We start from the raw sequence: 15937 nt of genomic DNA, 5'->3' as shown, positions 1-15937 counted from the left end.
CCCCCCCCCCCCCCCCATTTTTTTTTCACGCACAACCCGCCATACGACATAAAACCGGGTCTCGTGGGCGCGCTTTTGTTAAAAAGAGGCCACGCTCCGCGGGCACGACGCGCCGGCCCTACGGGCCGGAAGCCGCGGAGCCGCTACGCGGCTCTAACTTCCTTGCTCCGCAAGAAAGTTGATGCGGCGTCACTCCGTGACGCCGCAAGAATTCGCTCCGCGAATTCCCTAAAGACCGCACCTACAGGGACGGGGGTGCGCTCGGTATAGGAAGATGACGCCCTGTCAGTTTCCTATACCGGAAAAAGATTTCAAGGTTGAGGATTTGTAAATCCATGCAACGAAAATAACCTCTTTCCCTTTCGTTTCCCTAAAAGGCCAGTTTCGCTATTTTGGATTCTGATGCAAAGAATTTTTGCCTGAAAGAGCCTTGTGATGCGGGAAAGGGTGCGATGTGGAGGAGTACTCTCCGTCCCTATCCAACGCTACGAACTGCGGATGCCTTCTGTCGATGGCACTTTGATGTCACGTCAGGTAAAAGTGCCACGCAGAGTCACACGGGCAGTTGCGCCAAGTCGGTCTGTTCCCGCATCCCAGGCTCTGTGCCGGGGAGGAGCGGCGGTGGAGAGCCAGGGTGTGGCTACGGGTGGTGTGTACGGGTTTCCGGCGGTTCGCCTTCGCGTCGAGGGCGCCCGTGGGTAAACCCCTTGCGCAATGGTCAAGAAGTGTTGACCATTGGTGGCATGCCTACCGATGATCTCCCCGAGACGTTCCACGTCACCACGGACGAACAGCTCCGCGCCGTCTCCAATCTGACGCGTCACCGGATCATGGCCGTGCTCCGGTTCGAGCCCGCGACGATCACGCAGATCGCCGAGCGGGTGGGGCTCGCGAAGGGGAGCTCCAGTTATCACGTGCGGCTGCTTGAGCGGGCGGGGCTGGTGAAGGTGGTGCGGACGCGGAAGGTTCGGGGGGTGACGGAGCGGTATTACGCGATGGCGGCGCGGTCGGTCGTGCTGCCTGATCCGGGTGAGGGTGGGCCGGATGTGCTGATGCGGCATGCGGTGGCGGACCTGGAGGCGGCGCCGGTGGAGGGTGAGCGGCATGTGCGGATGGCGCATCTGCGGCTTACCGAGGGGCAGTTCGCGGAGTTGGGGGCGCGGTTGGAGGCGTTGGCGGATGAGTATCGGGAGTTGTCCGATCCGTCGTTGCCGGATGCGTCGTTCGTCTTCGCGCTGTTCCATCCGGCGTCGCGTGCCCAGGTGGAGCGGGACGCCAAGTGACGTCAGCCGGGGGGAAGTTGCCGGTCGGGTTCGGGCGGTTGTGGACTGCGCAGACGGTGTCCTCGCTCGGGGACGGGGTGTCGCATGCCGCGTTGCCGCTGCTGGCGTTGTCGTTGACGCGGGAGCCGATGGTGCTTGCTGTTGTCACGGCTGCGGGGACGTTGCCGTGGGTGCTCTTCGGGGTGGTGGGGGGTGCGCTGGTGGATCGCTGGGATCGTCGGCGCACGATGTGGGTGACGGATGTGGCGCGTGCGGTGCTGCTCGCGGTACCGGCGGTTGCGGCCGTGTTCGGGGTGCTGAGTATTCCTCTGCTCGCGGTGGTCGCGTTCTTGCTCGGCCTGGGTGGGCTGTTCTTCGATACGGCTGCTACGGCGTATCTGCCGGATCTGCTCGGGCGTGATGCCGTGCTTGCTTGAGCGTGCCAACTCCCGGTTGCGTGGGGCTCAGACCGCTGCGTCCGGGTTCGCGGGGCCGCCTGCGGGCAGTGCGCTGCTCGCGTGGGGGCGGGCGGTTCCGCTGCTGGCCGACGCGGTGTCGTTCGCGTTCTCCGCCCTGCTCGTGCGGTCGCTGCCTGCCGTACCGCGGCCCGTACCGCGGGTGCGGGAGTCGTTGTTGCGGCAGGCGCGGGCGGGTGCCTCGTATGTGTTCCGGGATCGGTTGCTGCTCGGGCTCGCGCTGCGGCCGGCGGTCGGGAACGTCGCTTTCCTTGCCGTGGAGACCGTGCTCGCGCTGTTCGCGCACGACCGGCTCGGTGTCGGTGCCTTCGGCTTCGGGCTGCTTCTTACTGCGGAGGCTGCCGGTGGTCTGCTCGGCGCGGGTGTTGCCTCCTTGCTTGGTCGGAGGCTGGGTACGGGGGCGGCGCTGTCCTGTACGGCTGTGGTGGAGGGGCTCGCTGTCCTGGGGCTTGCCGTCGCACCGAATGCGTATGTCGCCGGTCTTGCGCTTGCCATGTGCGGGGCGGGGATGGGGGCGACGATGGTGCTGGCGCCTTCGCTGCGGCAGGCGGTCGTCCCTGGTCGTCTGATGGGTCGGGTCGTCTCTACGTCGCGGATGCTTGCCATGTGTGCGGCGCCGTTCGGTGCTTTCCTCGGTGGTTGGCTGGCTGCCGATTACGGCGTGCGGGCTCCGCTGTGCGTGGCCGGCGGTCTTCTTCTGGTCATGACCGCGGTTACGGCAAGCATGACGAGTAACCGGCGGGTTGAGGCGGCGTTGCGTGTTGCCCGGGCTGGTGATGCGGATGGCGGGGAGGTCGGGGATCGCGTTCGGGAGGGTGCTGTTTAGGCGGCGAATCCTACCGAGGTGACGTATTCGTATTTGCCCCATTGTGAGCCGAGGTTGACGATTTGGTCGATCCAGGCGTCGTCGAGGGCGCGGGTTTCGCCTTTGGACCAGGCGTCGATGATGGCGTCCCAGTTGCGGATGTTGAGTCGGCGGTATTCGAGGACGCGTTGGTGGGGAATGGGGACGTGGCTCTGGTCGAGGGGGTGGATTTCTACGCGGGTGCCGCCGTTTGCGTTGAGGCGCGTCAGGAGGTAGCGGGCGACGTTGCGGCGGCGCAGGGCTCGGTAGGCGGTGTCGATTTTGGTGAGGTTGGCTTTGTTGGGGCGTTGTTTTCCGGCGAGCCAGGCTTTGAGGGTGCGTGGGGTGACGGTGATGCCGGCTTGGTGCATGGCGTCGTGTCCGGTGGTGGAGCGGGTGAGGTAGCGCAGGCGGGCTTTGAGGCCGCGGGTGGTGGTGGGGGGTGAGGTGATGCCGCCGGTGAGGGAGTCGAGTACGCGGGCGGCGGCTTCGCTTCCGCGTTGGCCGTGGGCGCCGTAGTGGCCGAAGTCGTGTGTTCTGTCGGGCATGGGGGGCTCTTAGTGGTGGCCGGTGTCGGTGGCGGCGTATACGTCTTTTACTTTTACTTGTGACACGCCGCGTCCTTCGGTGAATACCTGTCGCCAGTCGCCGGCGATGTGGAGTTCGTCGGTTCCCATGACGCGCATGACGGTCAGTCCGGCGGTGTGTGCTTTATGGGCTTTGAGCCAGAGGTTGACGAATGCCTGTGAGCGGATGATGTGCATCCAGTCGGGGCGGTAGAGGGCCCTGTTGTAGTTCGACTCTCCCATGGTGGACACGAACTTAGAATACATGGATTTCACGTATTCCAGGGTGACTTCGTCTTCTTCGGTGATGGCTTTTTCGCGGGCGTCGCGGAGGGCTTGGCGGAATTTCTCGAAGAGTTGTTCCGTGGCTCCGGAGGTGAAGGATTCGTGGATGACGGGCGGGTCGCAGAGGGGGCCGTACTGGTCGGTGGCGAGGCGCTGGAGGAGGCGGAGGGTGGGTTCGGTGACCCAGACGGGGCCTGGTTCCTCGCGGTTTCCGAGGGGGTTGGGGAGGTAGGGGTGGTGGTCCCATTCGGGTGGGGTGATGAGGTGGATTCCGGCGCGGCGGCGGGAGTGGACGTTTCCGGTGGAGTATTCGAGGGCGCCGAGCGGGAGGTGGGTTTTGAGGGCGGAGAGGTAGGCGCCGTTGATGTCGAGAGCGGTTACTTCGGTGGCGGCGGGGGGTGGGTCTTGGCGGGTCCAGTGGGGGCGGGCTTCCCAGACCTCGTCGGCGCCGTGGGCGGATTTCTTGCGGAGGATGTCGGGGAGCGGGGGGTGGCCGACGATGTCGTAGCGGGCGCCGATGCGGGTGGCGTCGAGGAGGGCCATGGCGTCGGGGATGGCGCGGCGTTGGAGTTCGGCGGTGGCGGCGGTCAGGTCGCCGGCGTGGGTGTCGAGGGCTTGCTGGACGGCTTGGGTGATCAGGTCGGGGGTGCGGGGGTGGGTTTGCGGGGTGCGGCGGCGGGGGGCGGGTTCCGGGCGGTTTTCAGAGGTGCGCGTGGGGGCTTGGGGCCGGGGCGCGGGGGTGGGGTTGGGGTGGGGTGCGGGGGGAGCTGTCGGCTGGGGTGTGGTTTCGGGGTGGGGTGGGGCGGGGGTGGGGTGGGTGCAGTCGTCCGGGTGGAGGTGTTGGGGGTAGCCCTCGACCTCGTCGGTGGCGGGGGCTCCGCACAGGACGCAGGGCTGGGGGGTGGGGCGGGGGGCGTCTTCGTCGGCTGTGGTGGTGTGGTCGTCGGGGGTGCCGGTCTTGGGGTGGGGTGGGGTTTCGTTCTGGGTGCGGAGTTTTTCCTGGGCGCCGCTCAGGAAGTAGGCGTATTTCTCGCGGAGTTCGCCGCTGGGGTCGCGTCCTGTTTCCCAGCCGCCGACGGTGGAGGGGCTTACGCCGAGGGCGTGGGCGACCTGGGTGCGGGAGAGGTGGAGGGCCTGGCGCAGGGCGCGGCGTTGGTCGGCGGGGGGTAGGTCGGCCGGGGTGCGGGCGTCGGCGAGGAGGGCGTCGATGGCGTTGTAGTCGGTCATCGTGGGGTTCCCTGGGCGGGCGCGGGGGTGCGGGCAGTGCGGGTGGTTCGGTCGGGTGCGGGGTGCGGGGTGCGGCGGCGGCCGGGGTCGAGGGTGTCGCACGCCTGGGTGGGGCCGGCGAGGAGGTCGAGGACGTCGATGCCGTAGTGGGCGGCGAGGGCTTCGCAGTCGTTCAGGCTCCAGGCGGCGTTGCCGGACTGGCGGCGGCTGATCTGGGTCTGGCTGATGCCCAGGGCGGTGGCGAGGTCTGCCTGGGATTCGCCGGTGATCTGCATGAGCGCGGCTGTGGCTGCTCGTACGCGTTCGCCGAGCGTCATCTTCATGGGGTCATCGTAGAAGATCGGGCTATGCGTTTTGGGCATGGTTGTTGGGGAAAGCGCGTGGAGTTTTCCGTTGGCGTCGGTGTCTAGGGGTGTGGTGCGTGGGTGTCGGGGTGGTGCTGACCGGTGGGGTGGTGTCGGGGCGGGGGGCTCGTGGTGAGCGGCGGTCGGTGTTCGTCGTGCTCTCCCTGGCGGGTGGCGGGTTGCGGGGTGGTCGTCAACTCTGTTGCCATGGTGGGGACTTGGTGGTGCTGGTTTCTCCTTCGGAGGGGTGTGCGTGGTGCCCCTCCCCCGTCCTCGGTAAGGAGTCGATGGGCGCATGGTGGGTTCGTTGCTGGCGGGCAGGAGTGCGCTGATCACGGGTGGGGCGCAGGGGATCGGGGCGGCGATCGCGCGGTTGTTCGCCGCGCAGGGGGCCCGGGTGGTGATCGCCGACATCGACGAGGACGGCGGGAGGGCGACGGCGGCCGTGATCGGTGAGGGGGGCGGGGAGGCGCGGTTCGTGCGGGCCGATGTCACCTCGGGGGCGGATCTCGACGCGGCGGTCCGGGCGGTCGTCGACGCGTACGGCGGGCTGGACATCGCGGTCAACAACGCGGGCGTCGAGGAGCAGGGCGGCTGTGCGCTGCACGAGCTCACCGAAGAGGCGTGGGACAGGGTGGTGTCGGTGAACCTCAAGGGCGTGTGGCTGTCCATGAGGGCCGAGATCGCCCAGATGCTGGCGCAGGGCGGGGGCGCGATCGTCAACATGGCGTCCGTCGCGGGGGTGGTCGGGCTGCCGCTGGGCATCTCCGGCTACTCGGCGGCCAAGGGGGGCGTGGTCGCGCTGACGCGTACGGCGGCCCTCGAGTACGTCGGGCAGGGCATCCGCGTCAACGCGGTGTGTCCGGGGGTCGTGCGCACCGCGCTGCTCGACCAGGCGATCGGTGCGGGGATGTTCACCGAGGCGGAGGCTGCCGCGCTGCATCCCAGCGGGGTGCTGATCGGTGCCGAGGAGGTCGCTCAGACGTTTCTGTATCTGGCTTCCGGGATGTCGGGGCACGTCACCGGGCATGCGTTGCCGGTGGATGCGGGGATGGCGGCCGGCTGACGGCCGGACCCGGGACGGCGAGCGTCCGTTTCCTCCGGCCCTGCCCGGCCGGGGACCCGGGGGGCGGGTTCGTGGCGGTGGGGGTGGGGGCTGGCTGGGCTGGGGTGTGGTGGGGCGTCCGGCGGCGTGGTGGGGTTCTGGGGTCAGCAGCCGGTGTGCCGTGGGGTGAACTTCAGGCGTGTGTGGTCGGGGGCGCGCAGGGCGTCGGCGTAGGTCGTGCGGGTGACCTGGTACCAGAGGTCGTTGCGGGTGTGGTGGCCGTCGACGGCGTCCAGGCGTACGCACCAGTGCTCGGGGCGGGTGGTGCGCCGGTACGTCTCGGTTCCGCGGCGGATCTTCCGGCAGCGCTGGTAGTGCTCGGTGGTGTGCCAGGTGCGTACGGAGCGCCGTTTGGCCGAGCCGGTGCGGCGGGTGTGGGTGAGCTGGCGGGTCGCGGTGGTGCAGCGTCGTACCAGGTGGGGGCGGGTGGCTGTGGTGGTCACGGCGGGGGTGTGGCGTACCGCGTCGCGCAGTCCGGTCACGGTGTGCGGGGAGGGGGTGGCGGGGGCGCCGTTCACGGTGCTGCGGGCGTGGGTTCCGTCTCCGGTGCGGGCGGGGGTGCGGGTGGGGGTGTTGGGCGAGCAGGCGCCCAGGGCCGCTATGAGCAGTGCCGTCGCCGCGGCTGTCGCCCGTCGTGTGGCGGACATCGGTTTCCCCCTGTGTTCGTGGATGCGCAGCGTATCGGGCATCGCCGGCATCGCCCGCCTGCTGGTGCCGGGCGATGTCGTGTGCCCGGGCGTGCGCGGCGGCTGAGGGAGCGCCGGTTTTCGCGGATCGCGGCGCCGGTGGGGACGGTCCGCTCGTACCGCGATGGTCCGCTCGTACCGCGATGGCGCGCGAGGTGTCTGCCACTCCCCCGGCCTCCGGGCCCGAGGGGAACCCGGGGGGGGCGGGAGCGCGGGCGGGTGTGCCCGGATAGAAGGGGTGGCGGTCAGGGGCGCGCGGGCGCTGGAACTGGCTGCCCGGGTGCGGGAGTTGTTCTGCGTTTCCAGCGCGGCCTGGCGCCACGGCGCGTGCGGGAAGCGGGACCGGCGCGTCGTCGTGAGAATGGCTGAGGTGATGACGGCTGAGGTCAATGGCAAACGCGCTGCAACCATTTAGCAGTGGGCATGGTCAAGATCAGCGGCTGATCTGCCATGAACCGATACCGGGAGTTCACGTGTCCCACCGCATTCGCCGTCGTTCCGTTCTGGGGTGTGCCGCGCTCGCCGCGGCGTTGACCGCGCCCGTGGGGCTGGCCTCGCCGGCCTCCGCCGCGACGGCGGCGCCCGTGATCGACTTCAACGGCGACGGTTTCGCCGACCTGGCGATCAGCGCGCCCAATGCCACGGTCTCCGGCGTTGCCGACGCGGGCTATCTGTCGGTCGTGTACGGCTCCGCCGCCGGCGCCGACACCGCCCACCCCCAGCTCATCACCCGCGCGAGTGAGGGCGTGCCGGGGGACGTCACGGAGTCCGACTACTTCGGGAGCTGGACGGCGGCCCGCGACCTGGACGGGGACGGCTACAGCGACCTCGTGGTCGGCGGCTACCACACGCCCGTGATCTTCTGGGGCTCGGCGGACGGGCTGAAGGAGGGCGTCGCGCTCGCCGGCAGGACGGACCAGGTGGGCGCCGGGGACATCAACGGCGACGGTCACGCCGACCTCGTCGCCATCGGCGAGGGCGGGCTGCAGGTGCGGTTCGGTCCCTTCACCCGGGACGGGATGCCCGCCTCGGTCCAGACGCTCCCCTACGACGAGCGGCAGGGAACCCAGGGCTTCACCGTCGGCGACGTCACCGGGGACGGCAAGGACGACGTCGTCACCCAGCACGGCTTCGAGGAGCGGCAGTACATGTCGCGCTTGTGGAAGGGCACGTCCGCGGGACTGAGCACCACCTACACGTCCTCCGGCTACTACACCGTCGGCGGCGTCATCGCCGACGTCGACCAGGACGGCTACGGCGACTTCGTCGCCCGCCAGGTCGGCAGCGTCTCCGAGACGATGAACTACGACGCCGGTGACGTACGCGTCGTCTACGGCTCCGCGGCCGGCTTCTCCACCCGTACCGTCAAGATCAACCAGGACACGGCGGGGGTCCCGGGCGTCGGCGAGACGGGCGGCGACGACCACGACGGGGACCAGTTCGGCTACGCGCTCGCCGCGGGCGACGTGACCGGCGACGGCTACCCCGACATCGCGGTGGGCGTCCCCGGCGAGGGCATCGGCTCTGCCCGCGAGGCGGGCGCGGTGGTCCTGCTCAAGGGCGGCGCGTCCGGCCTCACCGGCACGGGGGCGCAGGCCGTCAACCAGTCCACGTCCGGCGTGCCGGGCGTCTCCGAGACGGGCGACAACTTCGGCCGTACGGTCCTGCTCGCGGACGTGAACAACAACCACCGGGCGGATCTCGTCGCGGGCGCGCCCCTGGAGGACGGCACGCAGGCGACGGACTCGGGGGCGGTCTGGGTGCTGCGCGGTTCGAAGACCGGTCTGACCACCACCCACATCGCCTCCTTCAGCCCGGGCTCTCTGAAGGCTCCGGAAGCGGGGGCTCGTTTCGGGGCGGTCCTCGCCGACTGAGTCGACTGAGTCGTCGTCGGAGCGGGTGCCTGTTTCGGGGCGGCTTCTCGTGCGCTGAGTTGTTGCGCCGAAGCGGGCTCCCCTCTTCGGCGGGGTCCTCGTGCGCTGGGTCGTTGCTGCCGAAGCGGGCTCCCCTTTTCGGGGGTCCTCGTCGGCTGGGTCGTGCCGTGCGGCCGCGGCGGTGCCCGGCCGGCGCCTCCCACTCCCGCCGGGCGCGGAGTGCGGGGCGCGGGTGGGGGTGGTGTGCGCAGGCGGGCGGTCTCGGCGTGGCGGCGCGGTGTCACCGGGCGTGCGAAAGTCGCGGGCGCCGCTGCCTGCGTGTCTCGTAGCATCGGCCCGCACCGAACCGCCGAGTGTCATCGAGGACTTCGTGAATCGCTCCGACCTTCGCGCCCAGGCCCCCTGGCTCGCGGCCGGTATGGCCGCCGCCGATCACAGCCCGGGCATCCAGCTCTCCCAGACGCGCCACCGCGCCGCGCTCGTGGCGAGCTGGCACATCGCACCAGGCTCGACCGTCCTCGAACTGGGCTGCGGCCAGGGCGACATGACCGCCGTCCTCGCAGAGGCGGTCGGACCCCAAGGACGCGTGACTGCTGTTGACGTGGCCGATCCCTCCTACGGGGCGCCGGTCACGCTCGGAGAATCGGCGGCCCGGCTCGCGGCGGGCCCGCTCGGGCCGCGCATCGACTTCCGCTTCGGCACCGACGTCCTCGACCCAGCAGTCGGCTTTCCCGAGAACACCTTCGACCATGTGGTGCTCGCGCACTGCTCCTGGTACTTCACCTCGCTCGGGCACCTGCGGGACACGCTGGCCCGGGTACGGCCGTGGGCGCGGCGGCTGTGGTTCACCGAGTGGGACCTGACGCCTGCCTCCGGCGAGCAGTTGGCGCATCTGCTCGCCGTGCTGATCCAGGGGCAGACCGAGGCCGCGGGATCGCGCGGTCAGGGCAACGTCCGCACGCCGTTCTCCCGCGAGAGCCTGCTGCGGCTCCTGCCCGAGACCGGCTGGAGCGTCGAGGGCGGCGGGCCGGTCGATACCGGCGAGCTTCAGGACGGCGACTGGGAGATCGCCGCCTGCCTCGACCTGGTCGGCAGGCGGGAGCGTCTGGCCGCGCTGCCCGAGGCGGTGCGGCAGCTCGTCCTGAGCCAGGCCGACGTTCTGCGGGCCCTCGCCAAGCCGCGGGGCAACCGGGCGCTTGCCGCCTATTCCCTTACCGCATGCTGACGTACGGCTCCGGGCGGCTGGAGCGGTCGAACTTTCGGGGGGGATGGCCCGGCGTCTGGTCCGGCTGGTGCGTTCGGCGTGGCCGGCCCTTGCTTTGTACACCGGAGCGCCGTTCGTGGAGATCGCCGCGCCCGGCCGAGCACTCCCGGGTTCTTCCTGGAGAAGAGCGGCGGCGTCGTGAGGTCCGGCCATGTGCGCTCTTGGCGCAGCGGTCCGTATTTCCGGAGATGGGGGGGCGGTGGCCCGGGAGGCTGCTGCACGCAGCCAAGCGGTGCTCACCCGGTGACCGGCTCCCTGATCACCCGGGACAGGGGATCAGGGGTGGCCGCCCTGACCAGTCTGCTGAGGGAGTTCCTGAGCCCCGACGGCGGGGCGTCCGGCCCTAGGATGCCGGTCTCGGGATGAGGGCAGCCCGGGTCCAGTCCGGAGTCTCGCGCATGCCGCCGGAAGACGGTCCGAAGCCGTCGAGTTCCGCGGGGCGACAGGTTGCGGTGGGGGGGAGAGAGATCGTCGAGGCTGGACGGCGGCGGCAGGATGGACGGATGCCGATGAGCGAGACGGAACTGCTGGCCCTCCTGCGTGAACTCGACGACCCGGAGCGGCTGGAGCGGCCGCTGGACTACGACCGCACCGCAGCAAGCCTCGCGTTCGCCGCGTTGGTGCACCGGCTCGAGACGGACTTCGGGACCCCGTGCGCGTCCGAGCAGGACACACAGGACTCCAGCGAGTACGGGCGGGTCCGTATTCCGGCGCAGGCGACGACCCGCGGAACGCCGATCGTGGTCTGCGTCAGCAAGTTCGGCTCCCTCGCCGAGGTCTGCGCCGACAACCCAGGAGCCTTCCTCGGCACGGAAGAGGCCCGCGAGCAGGGGGCACTGGACCCCTCCGACCTCGCCACCGTGGAACAGGCGCTGGCCGGACTCGGCTACGTGAGCGTCCCCGAGGAACTGCTGGAAAGCGACTACGAGGGCCCCAGCGCGCTCGAGCACCTCACAGCCCGGCCCACCTGGTGGACGCGGTACTTCGGCAGCATGTGACCCGCCCGCCCGGCAGGAACCCGCAGCAGGATCCGAACGAAACGGCCTACACATCGCCGAGGTGGACTGCACTCGTTTGAAGCAACGCCGGACCGAGCCGGACCCGTGACCGGGACCACACCGTGCGGGCTACCGGCCGGGCGTGCCGGAGACCGGACTGCGCAGCGGGCCGAAACGCTCGAACGGATCCGGCGTGACCGAAGCACCGGGCCACAGGCGCGGAGGCAGAGGCGCGGGCAGCAGCAGTGGCCCCCGACCAGGTGCGGTCGGGGGCCACTGCGAGTACACGGGCCGCACCGGGCCACTGCGGGTACGCAGGCGGGATGCGGCGGGCCGTACGGCTGCCAGGGGGAGGGTGCGGCGCGCCGTGCGGCCGCGGGGTGTGCCGCTGCGGTCAGTACGCGGAGTTGACGTTGTCGATCGAGCCGTAACGGTGCGCGGCGTAGTTGGCGGCCGCGGTGATGTTGGCCACCGGGTCGGTCACGCTGTGGGCGGTGCCGGCCACGTGGTAGGCGTTGAACGTCGGGTCGATCACCTGCAGAAGGCCCTTGGACGGGATGCCCTTCTGCGCGTTGACGTCCCAGTTGTTCTGGGCGTTGGGGTTGCCGCCGGACTCGCGCATGATGTTGCGCTTCAGACCGTCGTAGCTGCCCGGGATGCCCTTCGCCTTCATGATCGCCAGGGACTGCTTGATCCAGCCGTCCAGGCTCCCCGACGCACCGGTGGTGGTCTGGGGGGCGGTGTGAGCACCGCGGACGGCGGTCGTGACGTGGTGGGCGGTCTGCGGCATCTCGGCGGCGGACGCGGCGGACGGCATCAGCGTCACCGCACCGGCCGCGACACCAGCGGTGGCCAGACCGGTCAGGACGAGGTTACGCAGACGGGCAGAACGGGGGGCAGCAAAGATCGCAGACAAGAGGGGTCTCTCCAGTGGACGTCGTTGAGGCACCGGCCGGAACCGGCCGAGAACCTGTGGGCGCCGGGGCGAGGCCCCGCGGCCGCCGGACAGACGAGCCCACCCCGGGGATCAACACCCGGACCAGCCCGCCGCACCCGGCGACGACAAACATGATTAAAGCCAGACAAACCCCAGCGCAAGCATGTGACCTACTACCCCGAGGCGGAGAAATGCCCGAAATGTACTGTTTGGGTGGGTGCGGTCCAGGTCGGAACGGGGGACCGTCTACGACCCGCGATAGGAAGTGATCTGCCTCCTATGACCACCACCACAACCAACCAAGGGCAGACACACCCGCCGACCCACACCCAACAGTCGCGTCGACGGCCGACGGCGACAGGACGGCAGGGGCGCGGCGCCGGGCCGGCGCAGCAGCCGCCAGGCGGCGACGAGCCCCAGGCCTACGGCCCGCACGGCGACGCCACCCGACCGAAACAGAGGACAAGGGGGCGGGCGTAGACCACACCGGCGCCGAAGCCCGCCGGAACAGAGAGCAGACGCAGAACAAGGGCGCGCCCGAGCCCGGTGCAGGCGTGCAGGCGTGCAGGCGTGCAGGCGTGCAGCACAAGGGGCACGGAAACCGGCCGGAACCACGCACCCCCTCCCCCACCCCCGCCCACACAGCCGGCCGCCACCGCTGCCACCGGCCCACCCCACCCCGTCAGCCGCCCTCAGCCCACCGAGACACCGGACAGCACCCGCACCCCTCCCACGCCCCCGTCCAGCCGCTCACGCAAGCACCCCAGCAGCACCCCCACAGGCGCCAGCACGAAAGGCAGCGCGACTAGCGCCACCGCCACCGGGACGACGAGGACAAGGACACCGGTCACCCACACATTGCCCCCCGTGACCGCCAGCATGACCAGCCCCGCCCAGTGAGCCACGAACACCCCGAGCCACCGCAGCACCGTGAAGGAGACGGCGACCGCGACCGTGCCGAGCAGGCAGATCCCGGTGGTGTGCAGACGTGCCGTACGGGTCAGGGTCCAGGAACGGCGCATCGCCGTCGTCGCCGAGGAGCTGTCCGTCACCCGTACCGCGGTGGCCAGCGAGAAGCGGGTCAGGAGGGCGAATCCGAGGGCCCAGATCACGACGGGCAGGATGCGGCCCACCAGGATGAACTGCGCGGTCGCGGGATCGTGGTAGGTGGGCCATACGACGCCGGGCACCATCTCCGACTGGATGGCGACGAGGACGAGCAGGCCCGCCAGTCCCGGGACGAGGGCGCACGCCAGGGTCAGCAACTGGACGCGGACGGCGGCCCCGAGATGCGGGCGGGAGCGGCGCCACAGCGCGTGGAGGGTGAGAGCGGCGGCGGGCGTACCCGCCGCCGCGCGTTCCCGCGCATGCGCGACCGTGACGGCCTGGGCGGTGAGCAGCCAGGCGATCAGGACCACGGCGACCAGGAGCAGCAGCGGGTACACGCAGAACGCAACCTTGACGAGGTCGTCGCACTGGTCGGCGTACGCGACGTAGGAGTCCTCGTCAGCGATGGCGGTCTCGGCGGCTCTTCCCGCCTCCAGGAACAGTCCCCACGACACGGCGAACGCGCCCGCCACGATCCCCCCGCCGGCGAACAGCGCCACCATGCCCGCCAGGACGGCGGAGCCGAACACCGGGCGCCGATCACGGCCGGCGATCCGCAGCGCCTCGGCCACAACCGACGTGCCGGCCCGGCGGTCCTCCGAGCCGAACACAGCACTGCGGCCCGTCATGCCGCACCCTCCCTCTGGTCATGAGCCCACGGACGGTGGCGTACGAGCCGTGCGCCACCGGGTGGGGCAGCCCACCAGGTTAGTGCGCTGACCAGAAAAGATCACCGGAAGCGGTGGGTTCATCTGCCCGCAGAGGGGCGCTGTGCCCTTCCCGGTCCCGGGTCCGGTGCCGCACCCGCTCCGGCCCCATCGCGGGTCGGGCCCGTCGGCGTCAGGTCCTGCAACCCCACTACCCGCAGCAGCCGCAGACGCTCGTACGACTCCGTGCCCGGGCGGGCCGTGTGGATGACGAGCTGCTGGTTGTGGCCGGAGTTGACGAGGACCTCGCAGTCGAGTTCGAGGACGCCGACCGCGGGGTGCCGGAAGCGTTTCGTGGAGGCGCGGCGTACGGCGACCTCGTGTGCGTCCCAGAGGCGGGCGAACTCCTCGCTCAGGGAGCGGAGTTCGGCGACGAGGGCGGCGGGTTCGGGGTCGGTGGGGCGGGCGGAGGCCACCGCTCGCAGGCCGGCCACCTGCTCGCGGGCGCGTTCGGGGCGGTCCTCGGGCGGGAACAGCTCCCCGGCCGCCGTGTCCAGGAAGAAGCGGCGGATCATGTTGCGTTCGCGGGGCGGGCGGGCCAGGACGTCCCCGGTCAGCGCCCGCGACAGCGCGTTCTGGGCCAGGACCTCGCCGCAGTCGGTCACCACCAGCGCCGGGGTGTCGTGCAGCCGGTCCAGCACCAGGAGCAGCCCCGGACGCACGTGCGTGCCGGTCGCCTCCCGGCGCGGCGGCTGCTCACCGGTGAGGTGGAAGAGGTGGTCGCGTTCGTCCTCGGTCAGGCGCAGGGCGCGGGCCAGCGCGCCGAGCATCTGGCGGGAGGGGCGCGGGCCCCGGGACTGTTCCAGCCGGGTGTAGTAGTCGACGGACATGCCGGCCAACTGGGCCACCTCCTCGCGGCGCAGCCCCGGCGTACGGCGGCGGGCTCCGGCCGTCAGACCCACGTCGGAGGGTGCCAGGCGGGCACGGCCGCGGCGCAGGAAGTCGGCGAGTTCGGCACGGTTCACCTCTTCAGGGTGCGGGAGACCGGCGGGCTTATCCAGGGACCGCCGGTCCCTGGATGACGGGGTCTCTCCCGGTCGTCGCCCGGTCGGCCGAGGCTGGCGGCGACGGCAGGTGACAATCGTGCGTGAGGAGCACATCATGCTGACTTTGGTGACCGGTACGACAGGACAGGTCGGACGCCGCTTCGTCCCCAGGCTGCTGGCCCAGCGGGAGCCGGGCGAGCAGGTACGGGTCCTGGTCCGGGACGCGGCCCGCGGTGAGCGCTTCGCCGAGGCGGGCGCCCAGGTCGCCGTAGGGGACCTGCGTGAGGAGGAGACGCTCGGCAAGGCGCTCGCCGGTGCGGACGCCGTCGTGAACGTCGCCGCCTCCTTCCGCGGGGTGCCCGACGCGGAGGCGTGGGCCGTCAACCGGGACGCCGCCATCGCCCTGGGACGCGCCGCGCGGGGCGCCGGTGTGGAGCGGTTCGTGCAGGTCAGCACCGGCAATGTGTACGGCGTCGGGCGGGGGCGCCCGCTGACCGAGGAGGACGAGAGCCGGCCGGGCGGTCAGATGTGGGGCGCGTACCCGGAGTCCAAGGCCCAGGCCGAGCGCGAACTGCTCGCCCTGGAGGGCCTGGACGTACGTATCGGACGGCTCCCCTTCGTCTACGGCGAGGGCGACCCGCACCTCGCCGACTCCCTGCACTGGGCGGCCCGTTGGGCGCCGCACCAGCGCCTGCAGATGGCCCACCACGCGGACGTCGCCCAGGGGCTGATGCGGCTGCTGTACGCGCCGGGGATCGCCGGCCGGATCTACAACATCGCCGACGACGCCCCCGTCACAACGGTCGAGCTGTACCAGCTCAACGGCGTCGAAGTGCCCGCCGGACTGAACGAACTCACGGACCCCGACCCGTGGTTCGGGATCATGTCCAACCAGCGCATCCGCCGCGAACTCGGCTACCGGCCGATCTACCCGAGCGTCTGGACCGCCCGGGACGCCGGAGCCCTGTGACGACGACGCCCGCCGATCACTTGAAGCAGGGGGCATGGGCAACACGTTGCGTCCGGCGGGGCGGGCCACCGCCCTACCTCCCCCCACCTCGCACTGGCCGCCTGCCCGGCCTCCGGGCTGTGCGGCGCACCGGCGTGGTCGAGGCCGTCGTGGAGGCGACTGGTGCGTACGGACCTCGGCGCGTACGGACCGCGGTGCGGGTGGCGCCGGGCACCCGCCGACGCTCCGGCTCCGGCTCCGGCTCCGGCTCCGGCTCCGGCTCCGGCTCCGGCTCCGGCTCCGGCTCCGGCTCCGGCTCC

Annotated in this window: 14 protein-coding genes and 1 pseudogene; 8 read left to right on the top strand and 7 right to left on the bottom strand. The window is 70.8% G+C overall.

What is annotated here, in order from left to right; genetic code table 11:
• Window positions 1–743: 743 nt before the first annotated feature.
• Together IF655_RS30730 and IF655_RS30725 are read left to right on the top strand one after the other, a co-directional pair.
• Complete coding sequence (locus IF655_RS30730) at window positions 744–1283, top strand: transcriptional regulator (RefSeq protein ID WP_199588492.1); 540 nt, start codon at window positions 744–746, stop codon at window positions 1281–1283.
• A gap of 17 nt (window positions 1284–1300) precedes the next feature.
• Window positions 1301–2564, top strand: a pseudogene (locus IF655_RS30725) (MFS transporter).
• Here IF655_RS30725 and IF655_RS30720 read toward each other — a convergent pair.
• From IF655_RS30720 to IF655_RS30710, 3 genes are read right to left on the bottom strand one after another with little or no spacing between them, the layout of a single operon-like run.
• Complete coding sequence (locus IF655_RS30720; RefSeq protein ID WP_199588490.1) at window positions 2561–3130, bottom strand: transcriptional regulator; 570 nt, start codon at window positions 3128–3130, stop codon at window positions 2561–2563. The pseudogene IF655_RS30725 and the gene IF655_RS30720 overlap by 4 nt on opposite strands.
• A 9-nt stretch (window positions 3131–3139) precedes the next feature.
• Window positions 3140–4660, bottom strand: coding sequence for a helix-turn-helix domain-containing protein (locus IF655_RS30715; protein ID WP_199588488.1), 1521 nt, complete (start codon window positions 4658–4660; stop codon window positions 3140–3142).
• Window positions 4657–4983: a helix-turn-helix transcriptional regulator gene (locus IF655_RS30710; RefSeq protein WP_242489009.1), complete on the bottom strand. Its 327-nt coding sequence runs from the start codon at window positions 4981–4983 to the stop codon at window positions 4657–4659. Before IF655_RS30710 ends, IF655_RS30715 begins: the two co-directional genes overlap by 4 nt.
• A 316-nt stretch (window positions 4984–5299) precedes the next feature.
• On the opposite strand from IF655_RS30710, the gene IF655_RS30705 reads away from it, so the two are divergent.
• Complete coding sequence (locus tag IF655_RS30705; protein WP_199588486.1) at window positions 5300–6070, top strand: glucose 1-dehydrogenase; 771 nt, start codon at window positions 5300–5302, stop codon at window positions 6068–6070.
• A gap of 143 nt (window positions 6071–6213) precedes the next feature.
• Here the strand turns inward: IF655_RS30705 and IF655_RS30700 are convergent, their stop codons facing one another.
• Complete coding sequence (locus IF655_RS30700) at window positions 6214–6756, bottom strand: hypothetical protein (protein ID WP_199588484.1); 543 nt, start codon at window positions 6754–6756, stop codon at window positions 6214–6216.
• A 512-nt stretch (window positions 6757–7268) separates the two neighbouring features.
• Here IF655_RS30700 and IF655_RS30695 point away from each other — a divergent pair.
• The 3 genes from IF655_RS30695 (at window position 7269) to IF655_RS30685 (ending at window position 10931) form a co-directional block, all read left to right on the top strand.
• Window positions 7269–8669: a VCBS repeat-containing protein gene (locus tag IF655_RS30695; RefSeq protein ID WP_307815109.1), complete on the top strand. Its 1401-nt coding sequence runs from the start codon at window positions 7269–7271 to the stop codon at window positions 8667–8669.
• A gap of 370 nt (window positions 8670–9039) precedes the next feature.
• Window positions 9040–9894 (top strand): class I SAM-dependent methyltransferase, encoded by an 855-nt coding sequence (locus IF655_RS30690; protein ID WP_199588480.1) that lies wholly within the window; start codon window positions 9040–9042, stop codon window positions 9892–9894.
• A 548-nt stretch (window positions 9895–10442) separates the two neighbouring features.
• A complete protein-coding gene (locus tag IF655_RS30685; protein WP_242489008.1) occupies window positions 10443–10931 on the top strand; it encodes a hypothetical protein in 489 nt (162 codons plus the stop codon).
• A 394-nt stretch (window positions 10932–11325) separates the two neighbouring features.
• Here IF655_RS30685 and IF655_RS30680 read toward each other — a convergent pair whose 3' ends face one another.
• The 3 genes from IF655_RS30680 to IF655_RS30670 form a co-directional block, all read right to left on the bottom strand.
• Window positions 11326–11847: a transglycosylase SLT domain-containing protein gene (locus IF655_RS30680; protein ID WP_199588476.1), complete on the bottom strand. Its 522-nt coding sequence runs from the start codon at window positions 11845–11847 to the stop codon at window positions 11326–11328.
• Between the two features lie 713 nt (window positions 11848–12560).
• The gene (locus tag IF655_RS30675; RefSeq protein WP_199588475.1) at window positions 12561–13604 is read right to left on the bottom strand and encodes a hypothetical protein; all 1044 of its coding nucleotides are present in this window, start codon (window positions 13602–13604) and stop codon (window positions 12561–12563) included.
• Window positions 13605–13723: 119 nt separating this feature from the next.
• Window positions 13724–14647, bottom strand: a complete 924-nt coding sequence (locus IF655_RS30670) for a helix-turn-helix transcriptional regulator (RefSeq protein ID WP_307815108.1) — start codon at window positions 14645–14647, stop codon at window positions 13724–13726.
• 136 nt (window positions 14648–14783) lie between these two features.
• On the opposite strand from IF655_RS30670, the gene IF655_RS30665 reads away from it, so the two are divergent.
• Window positions 14784–15638: an NAD(P)-dependent oxidoreductase gene (locus IF655_RS30665; RefSeq protein WP_199588473.1), complete on the top strand. Its 855-nt coding sequence runs from the start codon at window positions 14784–14786 to the stop codon at window positions 15636–15638.
• 119 nt (window positions 15639–15757) lie between these two features.
• On the top strand, window positions 15758–15937 hold a 180-nt coding region (locus tag IF655_RS30910; protein ID WP_206776668.1), incomplete at its 3' end, for a hypothetical protein.

The sequence above is a fragment of the Streptomyces sp. DSM 110735 genome (genome assembly GCF_016482685.1).
Classification (GTDB): domain Bacteria; phylum Actinomycetota; class Actinomycetes; order Streptomycetales; family Streptomycetaceae; genus Streptomyces.
Note: the sequence above shows the minus strand (reverse complement) of the source record. Positions and strands in the feature narration are given on the sequence as shown.

Excerpts from the sequence above, each read along its gene's own strand:
- IF655_RS30730 (WP_199588492.1), top strand. The coding sequence starts at position 744 with ATGCCTACCGATGATCTCCCCGAGACGTTCCACGTCACCACGGACGAA.
- IF655_RS30720 (WP_199588490.1), bottom strand. The coding sequence starts at position 3,130 with ATGCCCGACAGAACACACGACTTCGGCCACTACGGCGCCCACGGCCAA.
- IF655_RS30715 (WP_199588488.1), bottom strand. The coding sequence starts at position 4,660 with ATGACCGACTACAACGCCATCGACGCCCTCCTCGCCGACGCCCGCACC.
- IF655_RS30710 (WP_242489009.1), bottom strand. The coding sequence starts at position 4,983 with ATGAAGATGACGCTCGGCGAACGCGTACGAGCAGCCACAGCCGCGCTC.
- IF655_RS30705 (WP_199588486.1), top strand. The coding sequence starts at position 5,300 with ATGGTGGGTTCGTTGCTGGCGGGCAGGAGTGCGCTGATCACGGGTGGG.
- IF655_RS30700 (WP_199588484.1), bottom strand. The coding sequence starts at position 6,756 with ATGTCCGCCACACGACGGGCGACAGCCGCGGCGACGGCACTGCTCATA.
- IF655_RS30685 (WP_242489008.1), top strand. The coding sequence starts at position 10,443 with ATGAGCGAGACGGAACTGCTGGCCCTCCTGCGTGAACTCGACGACCCG.
- IF655_RS30675 (WP_199588475.1), bottom strand. The coding sequence starts at position 13,604 with ATGACGGGCCGCAGTGCTGTGTTCGGCTCGGAGGACCGCCGGGCCGGC.
- IF655_RS30665 (WP_199588473.1), top strand. The coding sequence starts at position 14,784 with ATGCTGACTTTGGTGACCGGTACGACAGGACAGGTCGGACGCCGCTTC.